Raw genomic sequence first — 16154 nt, forward strand, 5'->3', positions numbered from 1 at the left:
AGGCGGCTGTCGGGGCGTGGCGAGTCCCCGCCGCCTGGCTGGCCGGATCACTTCTTCTTCCAGCGGCTGACGCCCTTCGAGATCTGGTCGACTCGCGGCACGGACAGGCCCGTCAGCTCCGCGATCGCGCGGAGCGTCTTCCCCTGCCCGCGCAACTCCCTGATGGCATCCCCGCGCACTCGTTTGACGCGTACCACGGCGGCGGGCAGGAGATCGTCACCCAGGAGTCTCGCGGCAGCCTCTCGCTCGACGGGGTCCGCGATGTCGTCAGCGAGTGCCATGGCCGCGTCGATATGGGCTGCCATCTGTGTACGAAGATCAGTCATGGGTCGACCGTAGGTCGATCCACCCCAGAATTCAAGGCCCCCTTTACGTGCTGTGTCGGTTCCCTGCGGCGACATCGTCAAGGCGGCGGTCGAAGCGGACGGCGCAAGGGGGCTGTGGGTGCAATCGGACCTCTCCGTGCGTCGAGGCCGGCGTGTCCCCGCGCCCCCGCCGTGGGTGCTCGCTCCGATGGGCTCCGTCACTTCCTTCGGTTGCTTCCTTCGCGCGCCGGGATGTGATCTGCGTCTCGGCCCGCGCCGCCCTGGGCGCCACCCACCGGTCACCGGCTCCGCCCAGGGCTCCACTGCCTCAGCCGAAGGTGTTGCACCGGGCCATGTCCCCGGTGCGGTAGCCGGTGTGGAACCACTGCTGCCGTTGTGCCGCCGACCCGTGTGTCCAGGTCTCCGGGGTGACCCGCCCCTGGAGCCGCTCCTGGATGCGGTCGTCGCCGACGGCCGCCGCCGCATCGAGCCCCTCTCCGATGTCGGCGTCCGTCAGATTCGTGAGCAGGGGGCGGCCGGTCCGCTCGTCCGGAGTGGTCGTGGCGTGATGGGCCCATACGCCGGCGTAGCAGTCGGCCTGCAACTCCACCCGCACCGCGTTGCTCGTGGCCCCCTGGCGGCCGTCCTGGGCCCGCTGGAGCGTGCCCATCAGGTTCTGCACATGGTGGCCGTACTCGTGTGCCACCACATAGGCCTGGGCGAAGGGGCCGCCGCTCGACCCGAACTTCGTCCGCAGCTCGTCGAAGAAACCCAGATCCAGATAGACCTGGCGGTCCGCCGGGCAGTAGAACGGCCCCACCGCCGAGCTCGCCGCCCCGCACGCGGTGTTCACCTGTCCGCTGAACAGCACCGTCCGTGCGTCCGAGTACCTTCCCTGGCGCCTTGGGAACTCCGCTCGCCAGTAGTCCTGGACGCTGTTGACCACCGCCACGATCCGGCAGTCCTCCCGGCTGTTGGCGTCCGAGCCCCGCCGGCACGCCTGCTCGATCGCCGCCTGAGGGGAAGAGGTCGGGACCGGCCCGGTGTCCCCGGACGACAACCCCAGCTGCTCGGGGCCCACGCCGAAGAGCAATCCCAGGATCAGCGCGATGAGCCCGGCGATGCCCCCGCCGATGGTCGCCTTTCCCCCGGGGACGCGGCTGCCCCGCACATCCTTGACCTCGGATGTGTCCAGGTCGGCGTCATCGTCGAACTGCATGGGCCACCACCCTCGGCTTCCGCCCTCGGTGTCGGATTCCCGGCAACGGCACGGCGGCAGCCCGCCGCCCTGCGCCGAGTATCGATCACTCTGGTGTGACTCGCCCCTTTTCGCCCTCGTGGCGGTGGGGGCGGGCGACGGGAGGCCATAACGTGCCACTCCACCGCACCTGCGCCCCTACACCGGGAAAACCACTTGCAGACCCCCGTTAGACTGGCCCGTATGGCCACTCTCCTTGTGCATTAGACGGCGTCGAAGCTTCCACGCCCCATCCTTCCGCCGTCCATACCGCCCTGGAGACCGTCCGTGATCACCGCTTCCGGCATCGAGTTGCGCGCCGGTGCGCGCATCCTCATCGAGTCCGCTTCCTTCCGCATCGCCAAGGGCGACCGCATCGGCCTGGTCGGTCGCAACGGCGCGGGGAAGACGACCCTCACCAAGTGCCTCGCCGGCGAAGGCGTCCCCGCCGCCGGCACCATCACCCGCTCCGGCGAGGTGGGCTACCTTCCGCAGGACCCGCGCACCGGCGATCTCGACATCCTGGCGCGCGACCGCATTCTCTCGGCCCGCAACCTCGACGTCGTGCTCAAGAAGATGCGCGAGAACGAGGACCGGATGGCGAACGGGCAGGGTGCCACCCGCGAGAAGGCGATGAAGAAGTACGAGCGCCTGGAGACGGAGTTCCTCACCAAGGGCGGCTACGCGGCCGAGGCCGAGGCAGCCACCATCGCCGCGGCGTTGGGGCTTCCGGACCGTGTCCTTGGCCAGCCCCTCCATACGCTCTCCGGTGGTCAGCGCCGTCGGGTCGAGTTGGCTCGCATCCTCTTCTCGGACGCCGACACCCTGCTCCTCGATGAGCCGACCAACCACCTTGACGCCGACTCCATCGTGTGGCTGCGGGACTACCTGAGGACCTACCGCGGTGGCTTCATCGTCATCTCCCACGATGTCGATCTCGTCGAGACCGTGGTGAACAAGGTGTTCTATCTCGATGCCAACCGGGCCAACATCGATGTCTACAACATGGGCTGGAAGCTCTACCAGCAGCAGCGCGAGGCCGATGAGAAGCGCCGCAAGCGCGAGCGGCAGAACGCCGAGAAGAAGGCCGCGGCCCTCAATTCCCAGGCCGACAAGATGCGCGCCAAGGCCACCAAGACGGTGGCCGCGCAGAACATGGCCAAGCGGGCCGAGCGGCTGCTCGCCGGTCTGGACGAGGTGCGGATGAGCGACAAGGTCGCCAAGCTGCGCTTCCCCGAGCCCGCGCCTTGCGGCAAGACCCCGCTGACCGCCGAGGGGCTGTCCAAGTCCTATGGCTCGCTGGAGATCTTCACCGATGTCGACCTGGCCATCGACAAGGGTTCCCGAGTCGTCATCCTCGGATTGAACGGCGCCGGCAAGACCACCCTGCTGAGGTTGCTCGGTGGGGTGGAGAAGCCCGACACCGGATCGGTCACCCCGGGGCACGGCCTCAAGCTCGGCTACTACGCCCAGGAGCACGAGACCCTCGACCCGGACCGCACGGTCCTGGAGAACATGCGGTCGTCCGCGCCCGACCTCGATCTGGTGGAGGTCCGCAAGACGCTCGGTTCGTTCCTGTTCTCCGGCGACGATGTCGACAAGCCGGCCGGAGTGCTCTCCGGCGGTGAGAAGACCCGGCTGGCACTGGCGACCCTGGTCGTCTCGTCCGCCAATGTGCTGCTGCTCGATGAGCCCACCAACAACCTCGACCCGGCCAGCCGCGCCGAGATCCTCGGTGCGCTGCGCACCTACAAGGGTGCGGTCATCCTCGTCACCCACGATGAAGGAGCCGTCGAAGCCCTGGAGCCGGAACGGATCATTCTGCTGCCGGACGGCGTCGAGGACCTGTGGGGCGCGGACTACGCGGATCTGGTGGCGCTCGCCTGACCCATGTCCCAGCCGCCCCAGCCGGAAAGGGGACCGGGAGACCGGGCCGCCGCACCGATGGGGTGCAGGGCGGATCTTCAGGGTTCGGGTTGCAGCCGCTGACCGGCCGGAACCCGGAACTACCGCTTCCGATCTGGGACGCAATGGGGGCTTTCGGCCGTATCCCGGGCCGTCTGACCAGGGGCGTCGCCATAAAACCCCGGGCTTGGGCACTTCCGGGCCCGGGGGAGACCCGGGCCGTCGCTGATCCACTTCGTATGGATCATTCGGCTCACGGGTGATCCATCATCTGAGTGAGTGCGTCTCATACCGTGGCGCGGTGCCTCGCGTGATTGCGCTCGATGAGTACCGGCGTGCGCCCGGCCGACTCCGTTTTCCGTACCGTCGCTGACCTGGTAGTTCCTGGGGCAGTTGATTCTGACGTGCACATTCAACAGACTGGAATCGATCATTCCGGGCGGGTTGATCGTGCTGTGCACGCCAAAGCCGCTCGCACGGACCTTGTCGAATGGGTGGCCAGGAAGCGCGCAAGGGGTGATCATGAGAAGTCCAGAGCGCACTTCCCATGAGGAGGCACGGGTGGCCGAGACTCTGAAGAAGGGCAGCCGGGTAACCGGCGCCGCGCGCGACAAGCTCGCGGCAGACCTGAAGAAGAAATATGACTCCGGTGCGAGTATCCGGGCGCTGGCCGAAGAAACCGGTCGTTCCTATGGGTTCGTCCATCGGATGCTGAGCGAGTCCGGAGTAACGCTGCGGGGACGCGGCGGAGCGACGCGAGGCAAGAAGGCCACTACGGCCTGAGGGCTGATGACCGTGGCTCGCCATCGGTCTCCAGGGTGGTCACCCGGTCGATCTGGCGGTCGACCGGGTGGTTGCCCCCGGTTGGTTACTGTGCAGTAGCTTAGGCTGCGCTGATGCCATCCGGACCGGAGGTGCCCCGTGACTTCGCTTGACTCTGCTCATGACTTCGTGCTGGACAAGGACGGCGTACGACTCACCGTCGAGAACGCGGTCGCCACCGTGACCCTGACCAACCCGGAAAAGCGAAACGCCCAATCTCCCGCTCTGTGGCGGGCGTTGGCGCAGGCGGGTCGGTCGCTACCGGGCACGGTGCGAATCGTGGTACTCCGCGGCGAGGGCAAGTCCTTCTCCGCTGGGCTCGACCGGCAGGCATTCACGCCGGAGGGCTTCGACGGAGAGCCGTCGTTCCTCGACTTGGCGCGGGGCTCCGACGCGGAACTCGACGCTGCCATCGCCGAGTACCAGGAGGCGTTCACCTGGTGGCGGCGGAGCGACATCATCACGATCGCGGCGGTCCAAGGCCATGCGATCGGTGCGGGCTTCCAGCTCGCCTTGGCCTGCGATCTGCGGGTCGTGGCGGACGATGCTCAGTTCGCGATGCGCGAGACCAGCCTGGGGCTCGTCCCCGATCTCACGGGAACGCATCCGCTGGTCGCTCTCGTGGGATACGCACGTGCGCTGGAAATCTGCGCCACGGGTCGCTTTGTGCATGCCGAAGAGGCGGAACGCACCGGACTCGCCAATCTGCTGGTACCGCTGGCCGAGCTTGACGACGCGGTACGGGACCTGGCAGCCGCGCTGCTCGCCGCCCCCAGGGATGCGGTGATCGAGACAAAGGTTCTTCTGCGAGGTGCGACAAACCGCACCTATGACGAGCAGCGCACCGTTGAGCGCGCGGCACAGGCCCGCCGGCTCCGCGATCTCGCGGGCCTCGGCGACTGACGTCGCGCGAGATCCAGCGACGGCCTGCCGTGCGGCCGCTCGCTGCTCACCGGCGGCCGATGAGAGACCAAGCTCCGGCTCCCGGTTCGCTGGTCGTCAGGCGCCGGGAGCGCTTCCGTCCACCCGCAACGGACGCGCCGGGAGCGCTTCCGTTCACCCGCGTTGCTCCCCTTCGCCTGGGCTTCACCTCGGCCCGCCCGATGTGCCCGCTCCGATTCGGGTGCCGAAGCCGGTCTGAGGCCGCCCACCCCGCCGTCGGTCGCGTACCGGGGCCTGCCCGCTGTGTCTGAGGCGCGCCCCGGCGAGATCAGCCCGCGGATACGTTCGTCACCAGGACGACCACGGGCCGCCCGTCGTCGCCGAGCGCCCCCAGCACCGCCTGACGCACCGCTGCCACGACCGCGAGCGGCCGGTGACCAGGAGTGATCGCCACCTCGACCCTGAGGTGGTCCTTCCCGAGATGCACGGCCGACCCCAGGGTCGCCGTCAGATGCGCGACCCCGGGGGCGGCGGACGCGGCCAACGCCGCGGGACCCTCCGGACGGGCCGGGCGTCCCCCGGGTGGAGGAGCGGACTCCGGGCTTTCCCGGTGATCTTTCCCTGGGGCCTCCACTGAGGGATCCAACAACCCCGTCACCTGCAGATCTGTCTCCTCGACCAAGAGATCCAACTCCTGGGTCGCCACCGTCCACAGGGCTTCCCGCAGCTGGGAGGCGACCAGGGGCAGGGGCTGGCTGGTGCTGGTGCTGAAGCCCGCCTCGATGCGCAGGGCTCCCGGCGGCAGTGCGCTCGGTGGCGGGGGCACGGGTGAGACGGCTGCCGTCTCCGGGTCCGCAAGCGAGAGCCTCACCCGCCCCAGCTCCACCGCCGGCACCCGGGCCCCGGCGACCCGGAGCGCTGCCACGGCCGCCTCTTCGGTCAGCCAGGCCCCGTCCGCGGCCGTTCCCAGCGGAAGGAGTCTGCCGAGGCCGAGCCGGTTCCGTACCGCGTCACGTGTGGTCATGGCCCCAGCGTGCCGCATCCCCGGCGCGAGAGTGGGCAACCGCACTTAGTGTGGGCTCAGGGGTGTCTTCTTGATCGCGCAGTAGTTGAGCAGGACCGAGAAGGGCCCGCCAGGGAGTACCACTGCCCGGAAAGGACGTAAGGCGATGAGCGAAACCGACCCGAGGAACCGGCCCGACAGCTCGGGCAATGTGCCATCCGGTGGAACGGACGAGGCGAGGAAGACATCATCCGGTAAGCGTGGTGGCGGCGATCCGGCCTCCCGCGGACGGACCACCATCGCCGACGGGGTCGTCGAGAAGATCGCCGGCCTGGCCGCACGCGATGTGCTCGGTGTCCACGCGATGGGCAGCGGGCTGTCCCGTACCTTCGGCGCGGTGCGTGACCGGGTGCCCGGCGGCAGCAAGTCCAACGCAACCCGCGGAGTGAAGGCCGAGGTCGGCGAGGTGCAGACCGCCCTCGACCTGGAGATCGTGGTCGACTACGGCGTCTCCATCGCCGATGTCGCCCGCGCGGTCCGCGAGAACGTGATCTCCGCGGTGGAACGGATGACCGGACTTGAGGTCGTCGAGGTCAACATCGCCGTGAGCGATGTGAAGCTGCCGGACGAGGAAGAAGACGAGCCGGAGCAGCGTCTCCAGTAGTCCCAGCCATTCCCGACAACCGCAAAGGAGCTCACGATGAGCATGGCTGTGGTCGGCCTGGTGGCCGGCATGGCGCTCGGTTTCGCCGGATACTTCGGCGGCTTCGGCGCGTTCTTGCTCGTGGCCGCGTTGGGGGCGGTCGGCTTTGTGCTGGGCCGCTTCCTGGACGGCGACCTGGAGCCCGGAGAGTTCTTCCGCGGTCGCGAGCGCGGCGACCGGCGGCGGTGACACCGGGTGGCAACGGATCACATCACTCCCGACGACCCGGGCGGTGAACGGATCGCCCCAGGCGAACGCGGTGCGACCGTCATCGCCGACCGGGTCGTGGCCAAGATCGCCGCACAGGCGGCTCGTGAGGCGCTCAACGGTGTGCCCAAGGGGGCCAACGCACCCCATGCCACGGTCACCGTGCGCCATGACGCCGCTCGCGTACGGATCAGCCTGGAACTGGACTACCCATCCGATATCGGTCGTCAGTGCGGTGCGGTGCGCCGCACGGTGACCGAACGGGTGGAAACACTGGCCGGTATGGAGGTGCCCGAGGTGGCGGTGCTCGTCGAGCGACTCCACTCGGCCCACTCCGGTGACTCCCATGGCCGAGCACAGGGGAAGATCGCATGACCGAGCCCGTATCGCCCCAGGAGCCCCCCGGCCCCGTCCTGGTCAAGCCCGAGCGCGCCGCTGATGAGCCGGCGACGCCGACGGCCGGTCGCCAGGGGGCCAAGGCGGGCCGATTCTGGTCCGTACGTAGGATTCCGGCCGCGCTGCTCGCTCTGGTGGTGCTCGGCGGTGCGGGCCTTCTCCTCTATGACATCGCCGCGGTACGGGCGGATCGGCCGGCCATGCAGTGGCGGCGCTCCACCGCCGACCATCTCGCTCGCTGGCGGGTGGACGAGCCCTGGGTGATCGTCGTGGCCGCGGCCGTCGCGCTGCTCGGGCTCTGGTTGATCCTTCTCGCCCTCACCCCGGGGCTGCGCTCGCTGCTGCCCATGCGCCGCGACGATCCGACCGTACGCGCCGGCCTGGACCGCGATGCCGCGGCGCTGGTGCTCCGGGATCGGGCGATGGAGGTGCCCGGGGTGCAGTCCGTGCGGGTGCGCCTGCGCCGGAAGAAGGCGACTGTGCGGGCCCGTTCCCACTTCCGCGAACTGGACGATGTCCGAACGGATCTGGACACCACCTTGGCCGGTGCCGTGGCCGCGCTGGGCCTGGCCCGGCCGCCGGCGCTGACCGTGCGGGTCGCCCGGCCGTCGGCGAAGAAGGGATGACCCGCCATGCTGCGGACGGTCAATCGTGTGCTGCTGGCCCTCGCCGGTCTTGTGCTGCTGTGTCTGGGCGGGGGAGTGCTGGCGGCGGGAGCGGGTCTCGATGTGCCGTCGTGGTGGCCCTGGGACGGGCGGCGCGATGTGCTGTTGAGCGTGGCGGATCGGGAGCGGTGGCGGGATGAGGGCTGGTGGTGGCCGTCGATCATCGCCGGGCTCGCGGTCCTGGTCCTGCTGGCGCTGTGGTGGTTCTGCGCCCAACTGAGGCGCTCCCGGTTGACGGAGATCCTGGTCGACAGCGGTGACGGGGAGGGCTCCCAGCTCCGTGGAAGGGCCCTGGAAGGGGCCATCGAAAGCGAGGCGGAATCGCTGGACGGGGTGTCCCGGGCCCGCGTCAGACTGTCGGGCCGACGCGATCAGCCGACGGCCCGCGTGCGGCTGTTGCTGGAGCCGTACGCTTCCCCCGCGGTGACCGTGGCCCGCTTGGCGTCCGAGGCGGTGGCTCATGGCCGCGACTCCGCGGGCCTGGCCGCACTTCCGGCCGAGGCCCGCCTCAAGGCGGCCAAACACGGGGCCACCCGGGTGACCTGAAGGCCCCCGGGCGCCCAGGGGAACCGAGACGGCCCGGGGCGCGAAGCGCCAGCGCGCCCATCGGGCCGTTGGAATGGCGGATACGGCGTCAGAAGCCGTGCCGTGCGCCCCCATCCACCGGGATCATCACTCCGGTCAGATAGGAAGCCGACGGTGAGAGAGCGAACGCGGCCACCTTCCCGAACTCGTCGGGGTTGCCGTACCGCCGCAGCGGAATGCGGGCCTCTGCCGCCGTGCGTGCCGCGTCCCCGTCGCCCGAGAGCGAATCCAACTCGCGGATGCGGTCCGTGTCGATCCGCCCTGGGATGAGCCCGACGACCCGGATTCCCCGTGGCCCCAACTCGGCCGAGAGGGACTTGGCGAACCCCGCCAGCCCCGGCCGCAGGCCGTTGGAGATCGTCAGCCCGGGGATGGGCTCATGGACCGAGCCGGAGAGCACAAACCCGATCACTCCGCCCTCGCCCAGCGCGGCGGCCGCCGTCCTGGCCATCCGTACGGCCCCGAGGAACACCGACTCAAACGCCAGCCGCCACTGCTCGTCCGTGTTGTCGGCGGCGAACCCGGGTGCCGGGCCGCCCACGCTGATCAGTACGCCGTCGAGGCGTCCGAAGTGTGCCTGGGCCGCCGCGATCAGCCGATCCGCCCCGGCGGGGTCGGAGTTGTCCATCGCCACCCCGACCGCGTCCGAGCCCAGTTCCGTGGCCGAGTCCGCCACGGTCTTCTCGTCGCGCCCGGTGATCACGACCTTTGCGCCCTCCGCGACCAGGGCCCGCGCAGCCGCGTTCCCCAGCCCGCGCGAAGCGCCCGTCACCACGTATGCGCGGTCCTTGAGTCCAAGATCCATGGGCCTATCCTGCCTCTTCCTCCCGGCCCAGCGCGAGGGCCGTGGTCACCAGCGCGATATGGCTGAACGCCTGGGGGTAGTTTCCGAGCTGTCGTCTGGCCACCGGGTCGTACTCCTCCGCCAGCAGCCCGACGTCATTGCGCAGGGCCAGCAGCCGCTCGAACAGCTCGCGGGCCTCCTTCACCCGTCCCGTCATGCGCAGCGCGTCCGCCAGCCAGAACGAGCAGGCGAGAAAGGCCCCCTCCTCACCGGGCAGGCCGTCAACGGCCGCCCCCTCGGTGCTGTAGCGCTTCACCAGACCGCCCGGAGTGCCGAGTTCCGCTCGGACGGAGTCCACGGTGCCGATCACCCGGGGATCGTCCGGGGGCAGGAAGCCGACCCGGGGGATCAGCAGGGTCGCCGCGTCGAGTTCAGTAGAGCCGTAGTACTGGGTGAAGGTGTTCCGTACCGGGTCATAGCCCTTCTCGCACACCTCCCGGTGCACCTCGTCGCGCATGGCACGCCAGCGCCCCGCGTCCCCGCGTAGGGAGGTGTCCGACTCAAGGGTGCGCACGGCACGGTCCGCCGCCACCCAGGCCATGACCTTGGAGTGCACGAAGTGGCGGCGAGGGCCGCGTACTTCCCAGAGTCCCTCATCCGGTTCCCGCCACTTTGACTCCAGGAAGCCGAGCAGACTGAGCTGGAGGTACCAGGCATGCCGATGGCCGGGCAGGCCCGCCTCCCTGGCCAGGAAGAGCGAGTCCATGACTTCGCCGTACACATCGAGTTGCAGTTGATCCACCGCCGCGTTCCCGGTGCGTACGGGGGATGAGCCCGCGTACCCCTTGAGCCAGGGCAGTACGGTTTCGGGCAGCCGCCGTTCCCCGGCCAGTCCGTACATGATCTGGAGGTCGGCCGGATCGCCCGCGACCGCCCGCAGCAGCCAGTCACGCCAGGCCGATGCCTCCTCCTTGTATCCGGCGTCGAGCAGGGCGTCCAGGGTGAGGGTGGAGTCCCGTAGCCAACAGAAGCGGTAGTCCCAGTTCCGTACGCCGCCCAGTTCCTCGGGCAGGGAGGTGGTGGGCGCGGCGACGATCCCGCCGGTGGGACCGTAGGTGAGCGCCTTCAAGGTGATCAGGGAACGGACCACAGGCTCGCGATAGGGGCCTTTGGTTCGGCACCGTACGGCCCACTCCTCCCAGTCCCGCAGACTGTTCTCCAGGGCTTCGTAGGGATCGCTGCACTCCGGTCGTGGTTTGTGCGAGGGATGCCAGGTGAGGACGAACGCCACCTTCTCGGCCGCCTTGACGGTGAAGGAGGAGACGGTACTGAACTGCTGACCCCAGGTCTTGACCGTGGGAATGCTGCGCAGCCAGACCGAGTCAGGACCGGCGACCGCCACTCGATGCCCATCCGCGCGGCGCATCCACGGCACGACCGAGCCGTAGTCGAAGCGCAACCGCAGGACACCCTCCATCTCGACCGAGCCGCTGATGCCCTCCACGATCCGCATCACATCGGGTGCCTCATCGCGCTGCGGCATAAAGTCGATGATCTTGACAGTGCCGGTGCGGGTCTTCCACACGGTCTCCAGGACCAGCGAATCGCCCACATAGCGGCGGCTGGTGCACCGACCGGCGCCTTTGGGAGCGATGCGCCAATGTCCGTTGTCCTTGTCGCCGAGGATCGCGGCGAAGCACGCCGCCGAGTCGAAGCGCGGCAGACACAGCCAGTCGATGGAACCGTCGATGCCGACGAGGGCCGCCGTCTGGAGATCGCCGATGAGGGCGTAGTCCTCGATGCGTAGGGTCACGCTTTGGCCTGTTCCCGTCGGGTGCGCAGACTAAGCAACCGGGCGACCAAGCGGGTACGAATGCCGGATTCGCCCCACCCGTAACCACCTCGGGGGTCATCGGAACCGGTCGGCGCCTTGGGACGGAGGGCAGTTCCTCAGGCGCTGACCGGGGTGGCGGGCTCGACGGCCGGCTCCTTGGCCGCCCGGCGGTCGCGCACCTCACGCCGTACGAGGATCACCCAGCCGATGGGCACACCGGTGGTGAAGAGCCACCACTGGACCGCATACGCCATGTGCGCGCCGATCGAGTCATGGTCGGGCGCGCCGATCAGCTCCGGGGTGTCGCCGGCCGGATCCGGTCCTGTCATCTCCAGATAGCCGCCCAGTACGGGCATGCCCAGGGACTCCGCCTGCCGGGCGCTGTTGATCAGCATCACCTGGCGGTCCGGTAGCCGGGAGCGCTCCTTGATCCCGCTGCCCTTCGACGTCTCGTCGGCCTTGAGCCGGCCGGTGACCGTCACCGTGCCCTTGGGCGCGGGCGGTACATCGGGAAACGCGTGCTGATCCCCTCGGTCATTGGGCACCCAGCCGCGGTTGACCAGCACCACCCGGCCGTCGGTGAGGACCAGCGGGGTCAGCACATGGAAGCCGACCCGGTCATCACTGTTGGTGCGCAGCCGGACGACGACTTCCTTGTCCGTGGCAAAGGTGCCCGTGGCGGTGATCCGACGCCAGAAGTCGGATCGGGGCACGCTATGACCCTCGGAAGTGAGCTCGGTGACGGGGACCGGCTCGGCTTCCAGGTTCCGGGCGATCAGCTCGTTCTGCACAACACGGCGCTCATGGCGGTGGTACTGCCAGAACCCCAGCTCAATCATGGTGGGGATGAGAACGAGGCCGATGAGGGTGAGGATCACCCACTGCCGGGACAACAGGAAGCGGTACACGGCTTCGACCGTACCTGCTGGGTCGGGTGGCCCCGGCGCCGGGGCCGCCGAAACCCCTTCCCGCCCGTACCCCGCGAGGTCCGCGATCGGCTGCCAGCCGCGCCACACCCGCGGCCGTCCTTCCGCGGGCTCGGGCGACCGGGCCCAGGCCCTGCCCCGTCCGTGGCCCCGGGGTGGTCACGAGCGGATCGTGACGCCTGTCGGTGGGCCGGCAACGGCCTCATACCCGGTCCACGATTCCCACCCGCCCCTCCGCCCGGGCGCAGTGCGCTCCGCAGTACCAATGGCCCTCGACCTCGACGCCCTGGCCGATGATCTGGACCCGGCAGTGCTCACAGATGGGCGCCATCCGGTGAATGGCGCAGGAGAAGCAGTCGAAGACATGCACCGCGCCCTGCGCGTGCACCTCGAACGACATGCCGTACTCGTTTCCGCAGACCTCGCAACGTGCCATGGGCCACAGGGTGCGGGGCGCGATCGTCGATCTCCGGGGCGGCACGCCAGGCCGTCACCCGTCTGCCGGGGTCACATCCCGCAGCAGTTGGGTGAAGGCGGCCTCGTCGATGACCGCGGTGCCGAACTGCTTCGCCTTCAGCAACTTCGACGTCGCGGCGTCCGGATCATTGGTCACCAGCACGCTCGTCAGTCGCGACACACTCGTCGCGACATGCAGACCGGCCTCGATCGCACGGTCCTCCAGCAACTCCCGGTCGACGGAGGTGTCACCGGAGAACGCGACCCGCATCCCCTGTTTCAGCGACTTGCCCACCTCATAGCGTCCCGGGTTGGGGTGCGGGCAGGCGGGACGCTTACGGGAAGGACGCCAGCTGCCAGCGCCGTACCTGCCGTAGGAGCCCGATCCGCCGTAGGACGGCTGGGACCCGATTCGAGGCGCGGCCGACGCCGGTGAGTCGACCCATTCGGTCAAAGGGCGGCACTCCAGCAGCGGGAGTCGCACCCCGTCATGAGCCGCCGCCCGCAGACTCGGGCGGAACGCCTCGGCCAGCACCCGGGCGTCGTCCAAGGCGTGGTGCGCGCGCTGCTGGACCACGCCGAAGTGGGCGGCCAGCGACTCCAACTTGTGATTGGCCAGCGGCAACCGGAGCTCTTTGGCGAGCGCGATGGTGCACAGCCGCTGCCGGACCGGAGCGGTGCGGCGGGCTCTGGCGTACTCGCGGGCGATCATGGACCAGTCGAAGAGGGCGTTGTGCGCCACGAGCACCCGCCCGTCCAACCGCTCGGAGAACGCGTCGGCGATGTCCTCGAACAGCGGAGCCCCTTGAAGGACATCGCTGGTGAGACCGTGAATCCACACCGGGCCCGGATCGCGCTCGGGGTTCACCAGGGTGTACCAGTGGTCTTCGACATCGCCCTGGGCAGTGAGACGGTAGACGGCAGCAGACACTATCCGGTCGTCCCGAGCGAGTCCGGTGGTCTCCACATCGACGACCGCGTACCCCTGTGGATACGCGGTCGGCCAAGTCGTCGCTGCTGTCGTGCTGTCGTCAAGCATGGTCACAGAGAATACGGCCCCCCGCTGACAGCTTCCGATCCCCCTGCCCTGTAAGCTCCTTGTGGCCTTTCACGCGCCGGTGCCATCCCTCTCCCGCCTGCCCGTACCAGCTGCCTCTCGATCAGCTGACGATCCCTGGGCAGCCTCCGCGTACCCCAACGCCCGTACCGCTGTGGTGAGTAGCGACCGGTACGTCAGCGCCCGGGTACCCCGTTCGAGCGGTCGGCCGGAGAGCGACGCGATGCCCCCAGGGGTGAGTCCCCGCCGCCCGGCGGGTCGCACCCCCATACGCGGCCCGGCCGCACGCGGGTCGATCCGCACCTCCGTGTCCGCTCGGTGAGACGCTCCCTGAGTGAGTTCTGACGAACCGGATGACCCGTCCCGCTACCCGCCCCACCCCCCGTCCCGCGACGGCTCCACCGCCGCGGACGGTGACCCCGGCGATGGCGGGACCGAAGGCGGCGCCCCCGAGGACGCCGGCGTGGCCGATGCCTTGGAGGGCGCCCGCCATGAGCCCCATGGGGCTCACCTGGGCACCCGGCTGAACTGGCTGCGGGCCGCGGTGTTGGGCGCCAACGACGGAGTGGTCTCCACCGCGGGTCTGGTGGTGGGCGTCGCCGGAGCCACCGAGGATCGAGGAGCGCTGCTGACCGCCGGGCTGGCCGGACTGCTCGCCGGTTCGATGTCCATGGCCGCCGGTGAGTATGTGTCCGTCTCCACCCAGCGGGACTCCGAGCAGGCGGCTCTCGACGTCGAACGTCGGGAGCTGCGTGAACAGCCCGCGGCCGAACTCGACGAACTCACCGATCTGCTGGCGGAGCGTGGACTCTCACCGCGGGTCGCCCGTGAGGCCGCCGTCCAACTCACCGAACGCGACGCGCTCCGGGCCCACGCACGCGTGGAACTCGATATCAACCCGGACGCCCTCGCCAACCCCTGGCACGCGGCGGTCGCCAGTTTCCTCGCCTTCACGGTCGGCGCGCTGCTCCCGCTGCTCGCGATCGTGCTGCCGCCGTCTTCGGTCCGGCTACCGATCACGGTCTGCTCCGTGCTCGCCGCCCTGGCGCTGACCGGCTGGTGGAGCGCCCGCCTCGGCGCTGCCCTGGCTCCGCGCGCCATGCTGCGCAATGTCGGCGGGGGAGCGCTGGCCATGGCGATCACCTATGCGGTGGGTTCTCTCCTGGGGGCGGCCGGGGTCTGAGAGCCGAGCACTTCGACCGTGCCGCACCCGGACGCGGTCCCCGAGGCCCATGGACCCGCCTTCTTGGTGGAAGTCACCAAAACCCGCTGACAATCCATCTCACATACTTGTCGGTAATAACGTCTGGTCCCGCACCCGAAACCGCCTCTACGGTTCCCCCATGCCGAATCCTCCCGATGTAGTGCTGTGGTCCGTACCCGCGTTTGTGCTGCTCACCGCCGTGGAGCTGATCAGCTGTCGACTCCGTCCCGACGACGAAGCAGCGGGATACGACGCCCGGGACACGGTCACAAGCCTGGCCATGGCGCGCGAAGTGCGGGCCGCGAACAACCGGCGGGAGCGCGCCGGGTCGGTGGTCCGCGGCCCGGGGTGGCAGCCGCCCGCCCCACCGGGGCCGGGCCCCCGTGCGGGAGGCTCCCGGGCGCACTCCGAGACTCCCCGAAGCGCCGTGGTGAGCGCCGCCACCGTCCCGAGGGCCGTGGGAGGCACGGGATGAACGCGTCCGAAGCCCCTCTCGCGCTCCCGATGAAGCGACGTCCGTTCGCCGGGCAAGGCACCCCCGCCAGGGCTCTGCTGGCCCTCTTCGCCCTGGTCCTGCTCACCGATCTGGTCTCACTGCTCGTCGACGCCGAGTTGGGCCATCAGATCGCCAAGCCCCTGCTGATGCCCCTGCTGGCCGCCTACACCATCGCCCGCCGGGGCCCACGCCTCCTGGTGGTCGCGCTGCTCTGCGGCTGGGGTGGCGATGTGTTTCTGCTCTCCGACGCCGACTGGGCCTTCCTCGTCGGCATGGGGTCCTTCGCGGTGGGGCACCTCTGCTATCTCGTCCTCTTCGGCCGCGCCCGTACGCCACCGGGGCCGGCCCTGCTCTACGCAGTGGCGCTCATCGGCGCGATCGCCGCGCTCTGGCCAGGCCTACCGGCCGAACTGCGCATCCCGGTCACCGGATACGCGCTGGTGCTGACCGTCATGGCCTGGCGGGCGAGCGCGCTGGGAGCCGTCGCCGGCGCGGGCGGGGCGCTGTTCCTGATCTCGGATCTGCTCATCGCCACCTCAGTCGCCGAGTGGCCCCAGCCCCCGGCCCCCGATTTCTGGATCATGCTGCTGTACTCGGTGGGACAGCTACTGCTCACTCTGGGGGTGCTCGCCCGCTACCGGGGTGACTGAGGCACCCGTAGACGGCGAGAGGGGGCTGGACGCGGTG

Annotated in this window: 18 protein-coding genes and 1 pseudogene; 11 read left to right on the forward strand and 8 right to left on the reverse strand. The window is 69.5% G+C overall.

What is annotated here, in order from left to right; all coding sequences use genetic code 11:
- Positions 1–47: 47 nt before the first annotated feature.
- A complete protein-coding gene (locus NBG84_RS25145; protein ID WP_250921866.1) occupies positions 48–326 on the reverse strand; it encodes a hypothetical protein in 279 nt (92 codons plus the stop codon).
- A gap of 307 nt (positions 327–633) precedes the next feature.
- Entirely contained in the window at positions 634–1524 is an 891-nt protein-coding gene (gene ypfJ / locus NBG84_RS25150; RefSeq protein ID WP_250921867.1) for a KPN_02809 family neutral zinc metallopeptidase, read from the reverse strand.
- Between the two features lie 306 nt (positions 1525–1830).
- Between ypfJ and NBG84_RS25155 the strand changes: the two genes are divergently transcribed.
- From NBG84_RS25155 to NBG84_RS25165, 3 genes are all read left to right on the forward strand, one after another.
- Positions 1831–3429: an ABC-F family ATP-binding cassette domain-containing protein gene (locus NBG84_RS25155; protein WP_250921868.1), complete on the forward strand. Its 1599-nt coding sequence runs from the start codon at positions 1831–1833 to the stop codon at positions 3427–3429.
- Between the two features lie 579 nt (positions 3430–4008).
- A complete protein-coding gene (locus NBG84_RS25160) occupies positions 4009–4230 on the forward strand; it encodes a helix-turn-helix domain-containing protein (RefSeq protein ID WP_010987827.1) in 222 nt (73 codons plus the stop codon).
- A 138-nt stretch (positions 4231–4368) separates the two neighbouring features.
- Positions 4369–5172, forward strand: a complete 804-nt coding sequence (locus NBG84_RS25165) for an enoyl-CoA hydratase/isomerase family protein (RefSeq protein WP_250921869.1) — start codon at positions 4369–4371, stop codon at positions 5170–5172.
- A 307-nt stretch (positions 5173–5479) separates the two neighbouring features.
- Here the strand turns inward: NBG84_RS25165 and NBG84_RS25170 are convergent, their stop codons facing one another.
- The gene (locus NBG84_RS25170) at positions 5480–6175 is read right to left on the reverse strand and encodes a hypothetical protein (RefSeq protein WP_250921870.1); all 696 of its coding nucleotides are present in this window, start codon (positions 6173–6175) and stop codon (positions 5480–5482) included.
- Positions 6176–6320: 145 nt separating this feature from the next.
- Between NBG84_RS25170 and NBG84_RS25175 the strand changes: the two genes are divergently transcribed.
- The 5 genes from NBG84_RS25175 to amaP are packed head-to-tail and all read left to right on the forward strand — an operon-like array spanning position 6321 to position 8671.
- A complete protein-coding gene (locus NBG84_RS25175) occupies positions 6321–6818 on the forward strand; it encodes an Asp23/Gls24 family envelope stress response protein (protein WP_250921871.1) in 498 nt (165 codons plus the stop codon).
- Positions 6819–6854: 36 nt separating this feature from the next.
- Positions 6855–7046, forward strand: a complete 192-nt coding sequence (locus NBG84_RS25180) for a hypothetical protein (protein ID WP_250921872.1) — start codon at positions 6855–6857, stop codon at positions 7044–7046.
- 6 nt (positions 7047–7052) lie between these two features.
- Positions 7053–7439: an Asp23/Gls24 family envelope stress response protein gene (locus NBG84_RS25185; RefSeq protein ID WP_250921873.1), complete on the forward strand. Its 387-nt coding sequence runs from the start codon at positions 7053–7055 to the stop codon at positions 7437–7439.
- Positions 7436–8086 carry a DUF6286 domain-containing protein gene (locus NBG84_RS25190; RefSeq protein WP_250921874.1) on the forward strand — a complete coding sequence of 217 codons (651 nt, stop codon included), beginning with the start codon at positions 7436–7438 and terminating at the stop codon, positions 8084–8086. The genes NBG84_RS25185 and NBG84_RS25190 overlap by 4 nt, the downstream gene beginning before the upstream one ends.
- Positions 8087–8092: 6 nt before the next feature.
- On the forward strand, positions 8093–8671 hold the full coding sequence (gene amaP / locus NBG84_RS25195) for an alkaline shock response membrane anchor protein AmaP (RefSeq protein ID WP_250921875.1): 579 nt from the start codon (positions 8093–8095) through the stop codon (positions 8669–8671).
- An 88-nt stretch (positions 8672–8759) separates the two neighbouring features.
- Here amaP and NBG84_RS25200 read toward each other — a convergent pair whose 3' ends face one another.
- From NBG84_RS25200 to NBG84_RS25220, 5 genes are all read right to left on the reverse strand, one after another.
- Positions 8760–9515 (reverse strand): SDR family oxidoreductase, encoded by a 756-nt coding sequence (locus NBG84_RS25200; RefSeq protein WP_250921876.1) that lies wholly within the window; start codon positions 9513–9515, stop codon positions 8760–8762.
- A gap of 4 nt (positions 9516–9519) precedes the next feature.
- Complete coding sequence (locus NBG84_RS25205; protein WP_250921877.1) at positions 9520–11307, reverse strand: glycoside hydrolase family 15 protein; 1788 nt, start codon at positions 11305–11307, stop codon at positions 9520–9522.
- A gap of 137 nt (positions 11308–11444) precedes the next feature.
- Positions 11445–12236, reverse strand: coding sequence for an SURF1 family cytochrome oxidase biogenesis protein (locus NBG84_RS25210; RefSeq protein WP_250921878.1), 792 nt, complete (start codon positions 12234–12236; stop codon positions 11445–11447).
- A gap of 220 nt (positions 12237–12456) precedes the next feature.
- A complete protein-coding gene (locus tag NBG84_RS25215; protein ID WP_250921879.1) occupies positions 12457–12690 on the reverse strand; it encodes a hypothetical protein in 234 nt (77 codons plus the stop codon).
- A 54-nt stretch (positions 12691–12744) separates the two neighbouring features.
- Entirely contained in the window at positions 12745–13749 is a 1005-nt protein-coding gene (locus NBG84_RS25220; RefSeq protein WP_250921880.1) for a DEDDh family exonuclease, read from the reverse strand.
- A gap of 481 nt (positions 13750–14230) precedes the next feature.
- Here NBG84_RS25220 and NBG84_RS25225 point away from each other — a divergent pair, with 481 nt between their 5' ends.
- From NBG84_RS25225 to NBG84_RS25235, 3 genes and pseudogenes are all read left to right on the forward strand, one after another.
- The gene (locus NBG84_RS25225) at positions 14231–14950 is read left to right on the forward strand and encodes a VIT1/CCC1 transporter family protein (protein ID WP_250921916.1); all 720 of its coding nucleotides are present in this window, start codon (positions 14231–14233) and stop codon (positions 14948–14950) included.
- A 160-nt stretch (positions 14951–15110) separates the two neighbouring features.
- Positions 15111–15254: pseudogene (locus NBG84_RS25230) on the forward strand (sterol desaturase family protein); the annotation flags it as partial.
- A 221-nt stretch (positions 15255–15475) separates the two neighbouring features.
- Complete coding sequence (locus NBG84_RS25235) at positions 15476–16117, forward strand: lysoplasmalogenase (protein ID WP_250921917.1); 642 nt, start codon at positions 15476–15478, stop codon at positions 16115–16117.
- Positions 16118–16154: the final 37 nt, after the last annotated feature.

The organism is Streptomyces albipurpureus, assembly GCF_023701525.1.
Classification (GTDB): Bacteria; Actinomycetota; Actinomycetes; order Streptomycetales; family Streptomycetaceae; genus Streptomyces; species Streptomyces albipurpureus.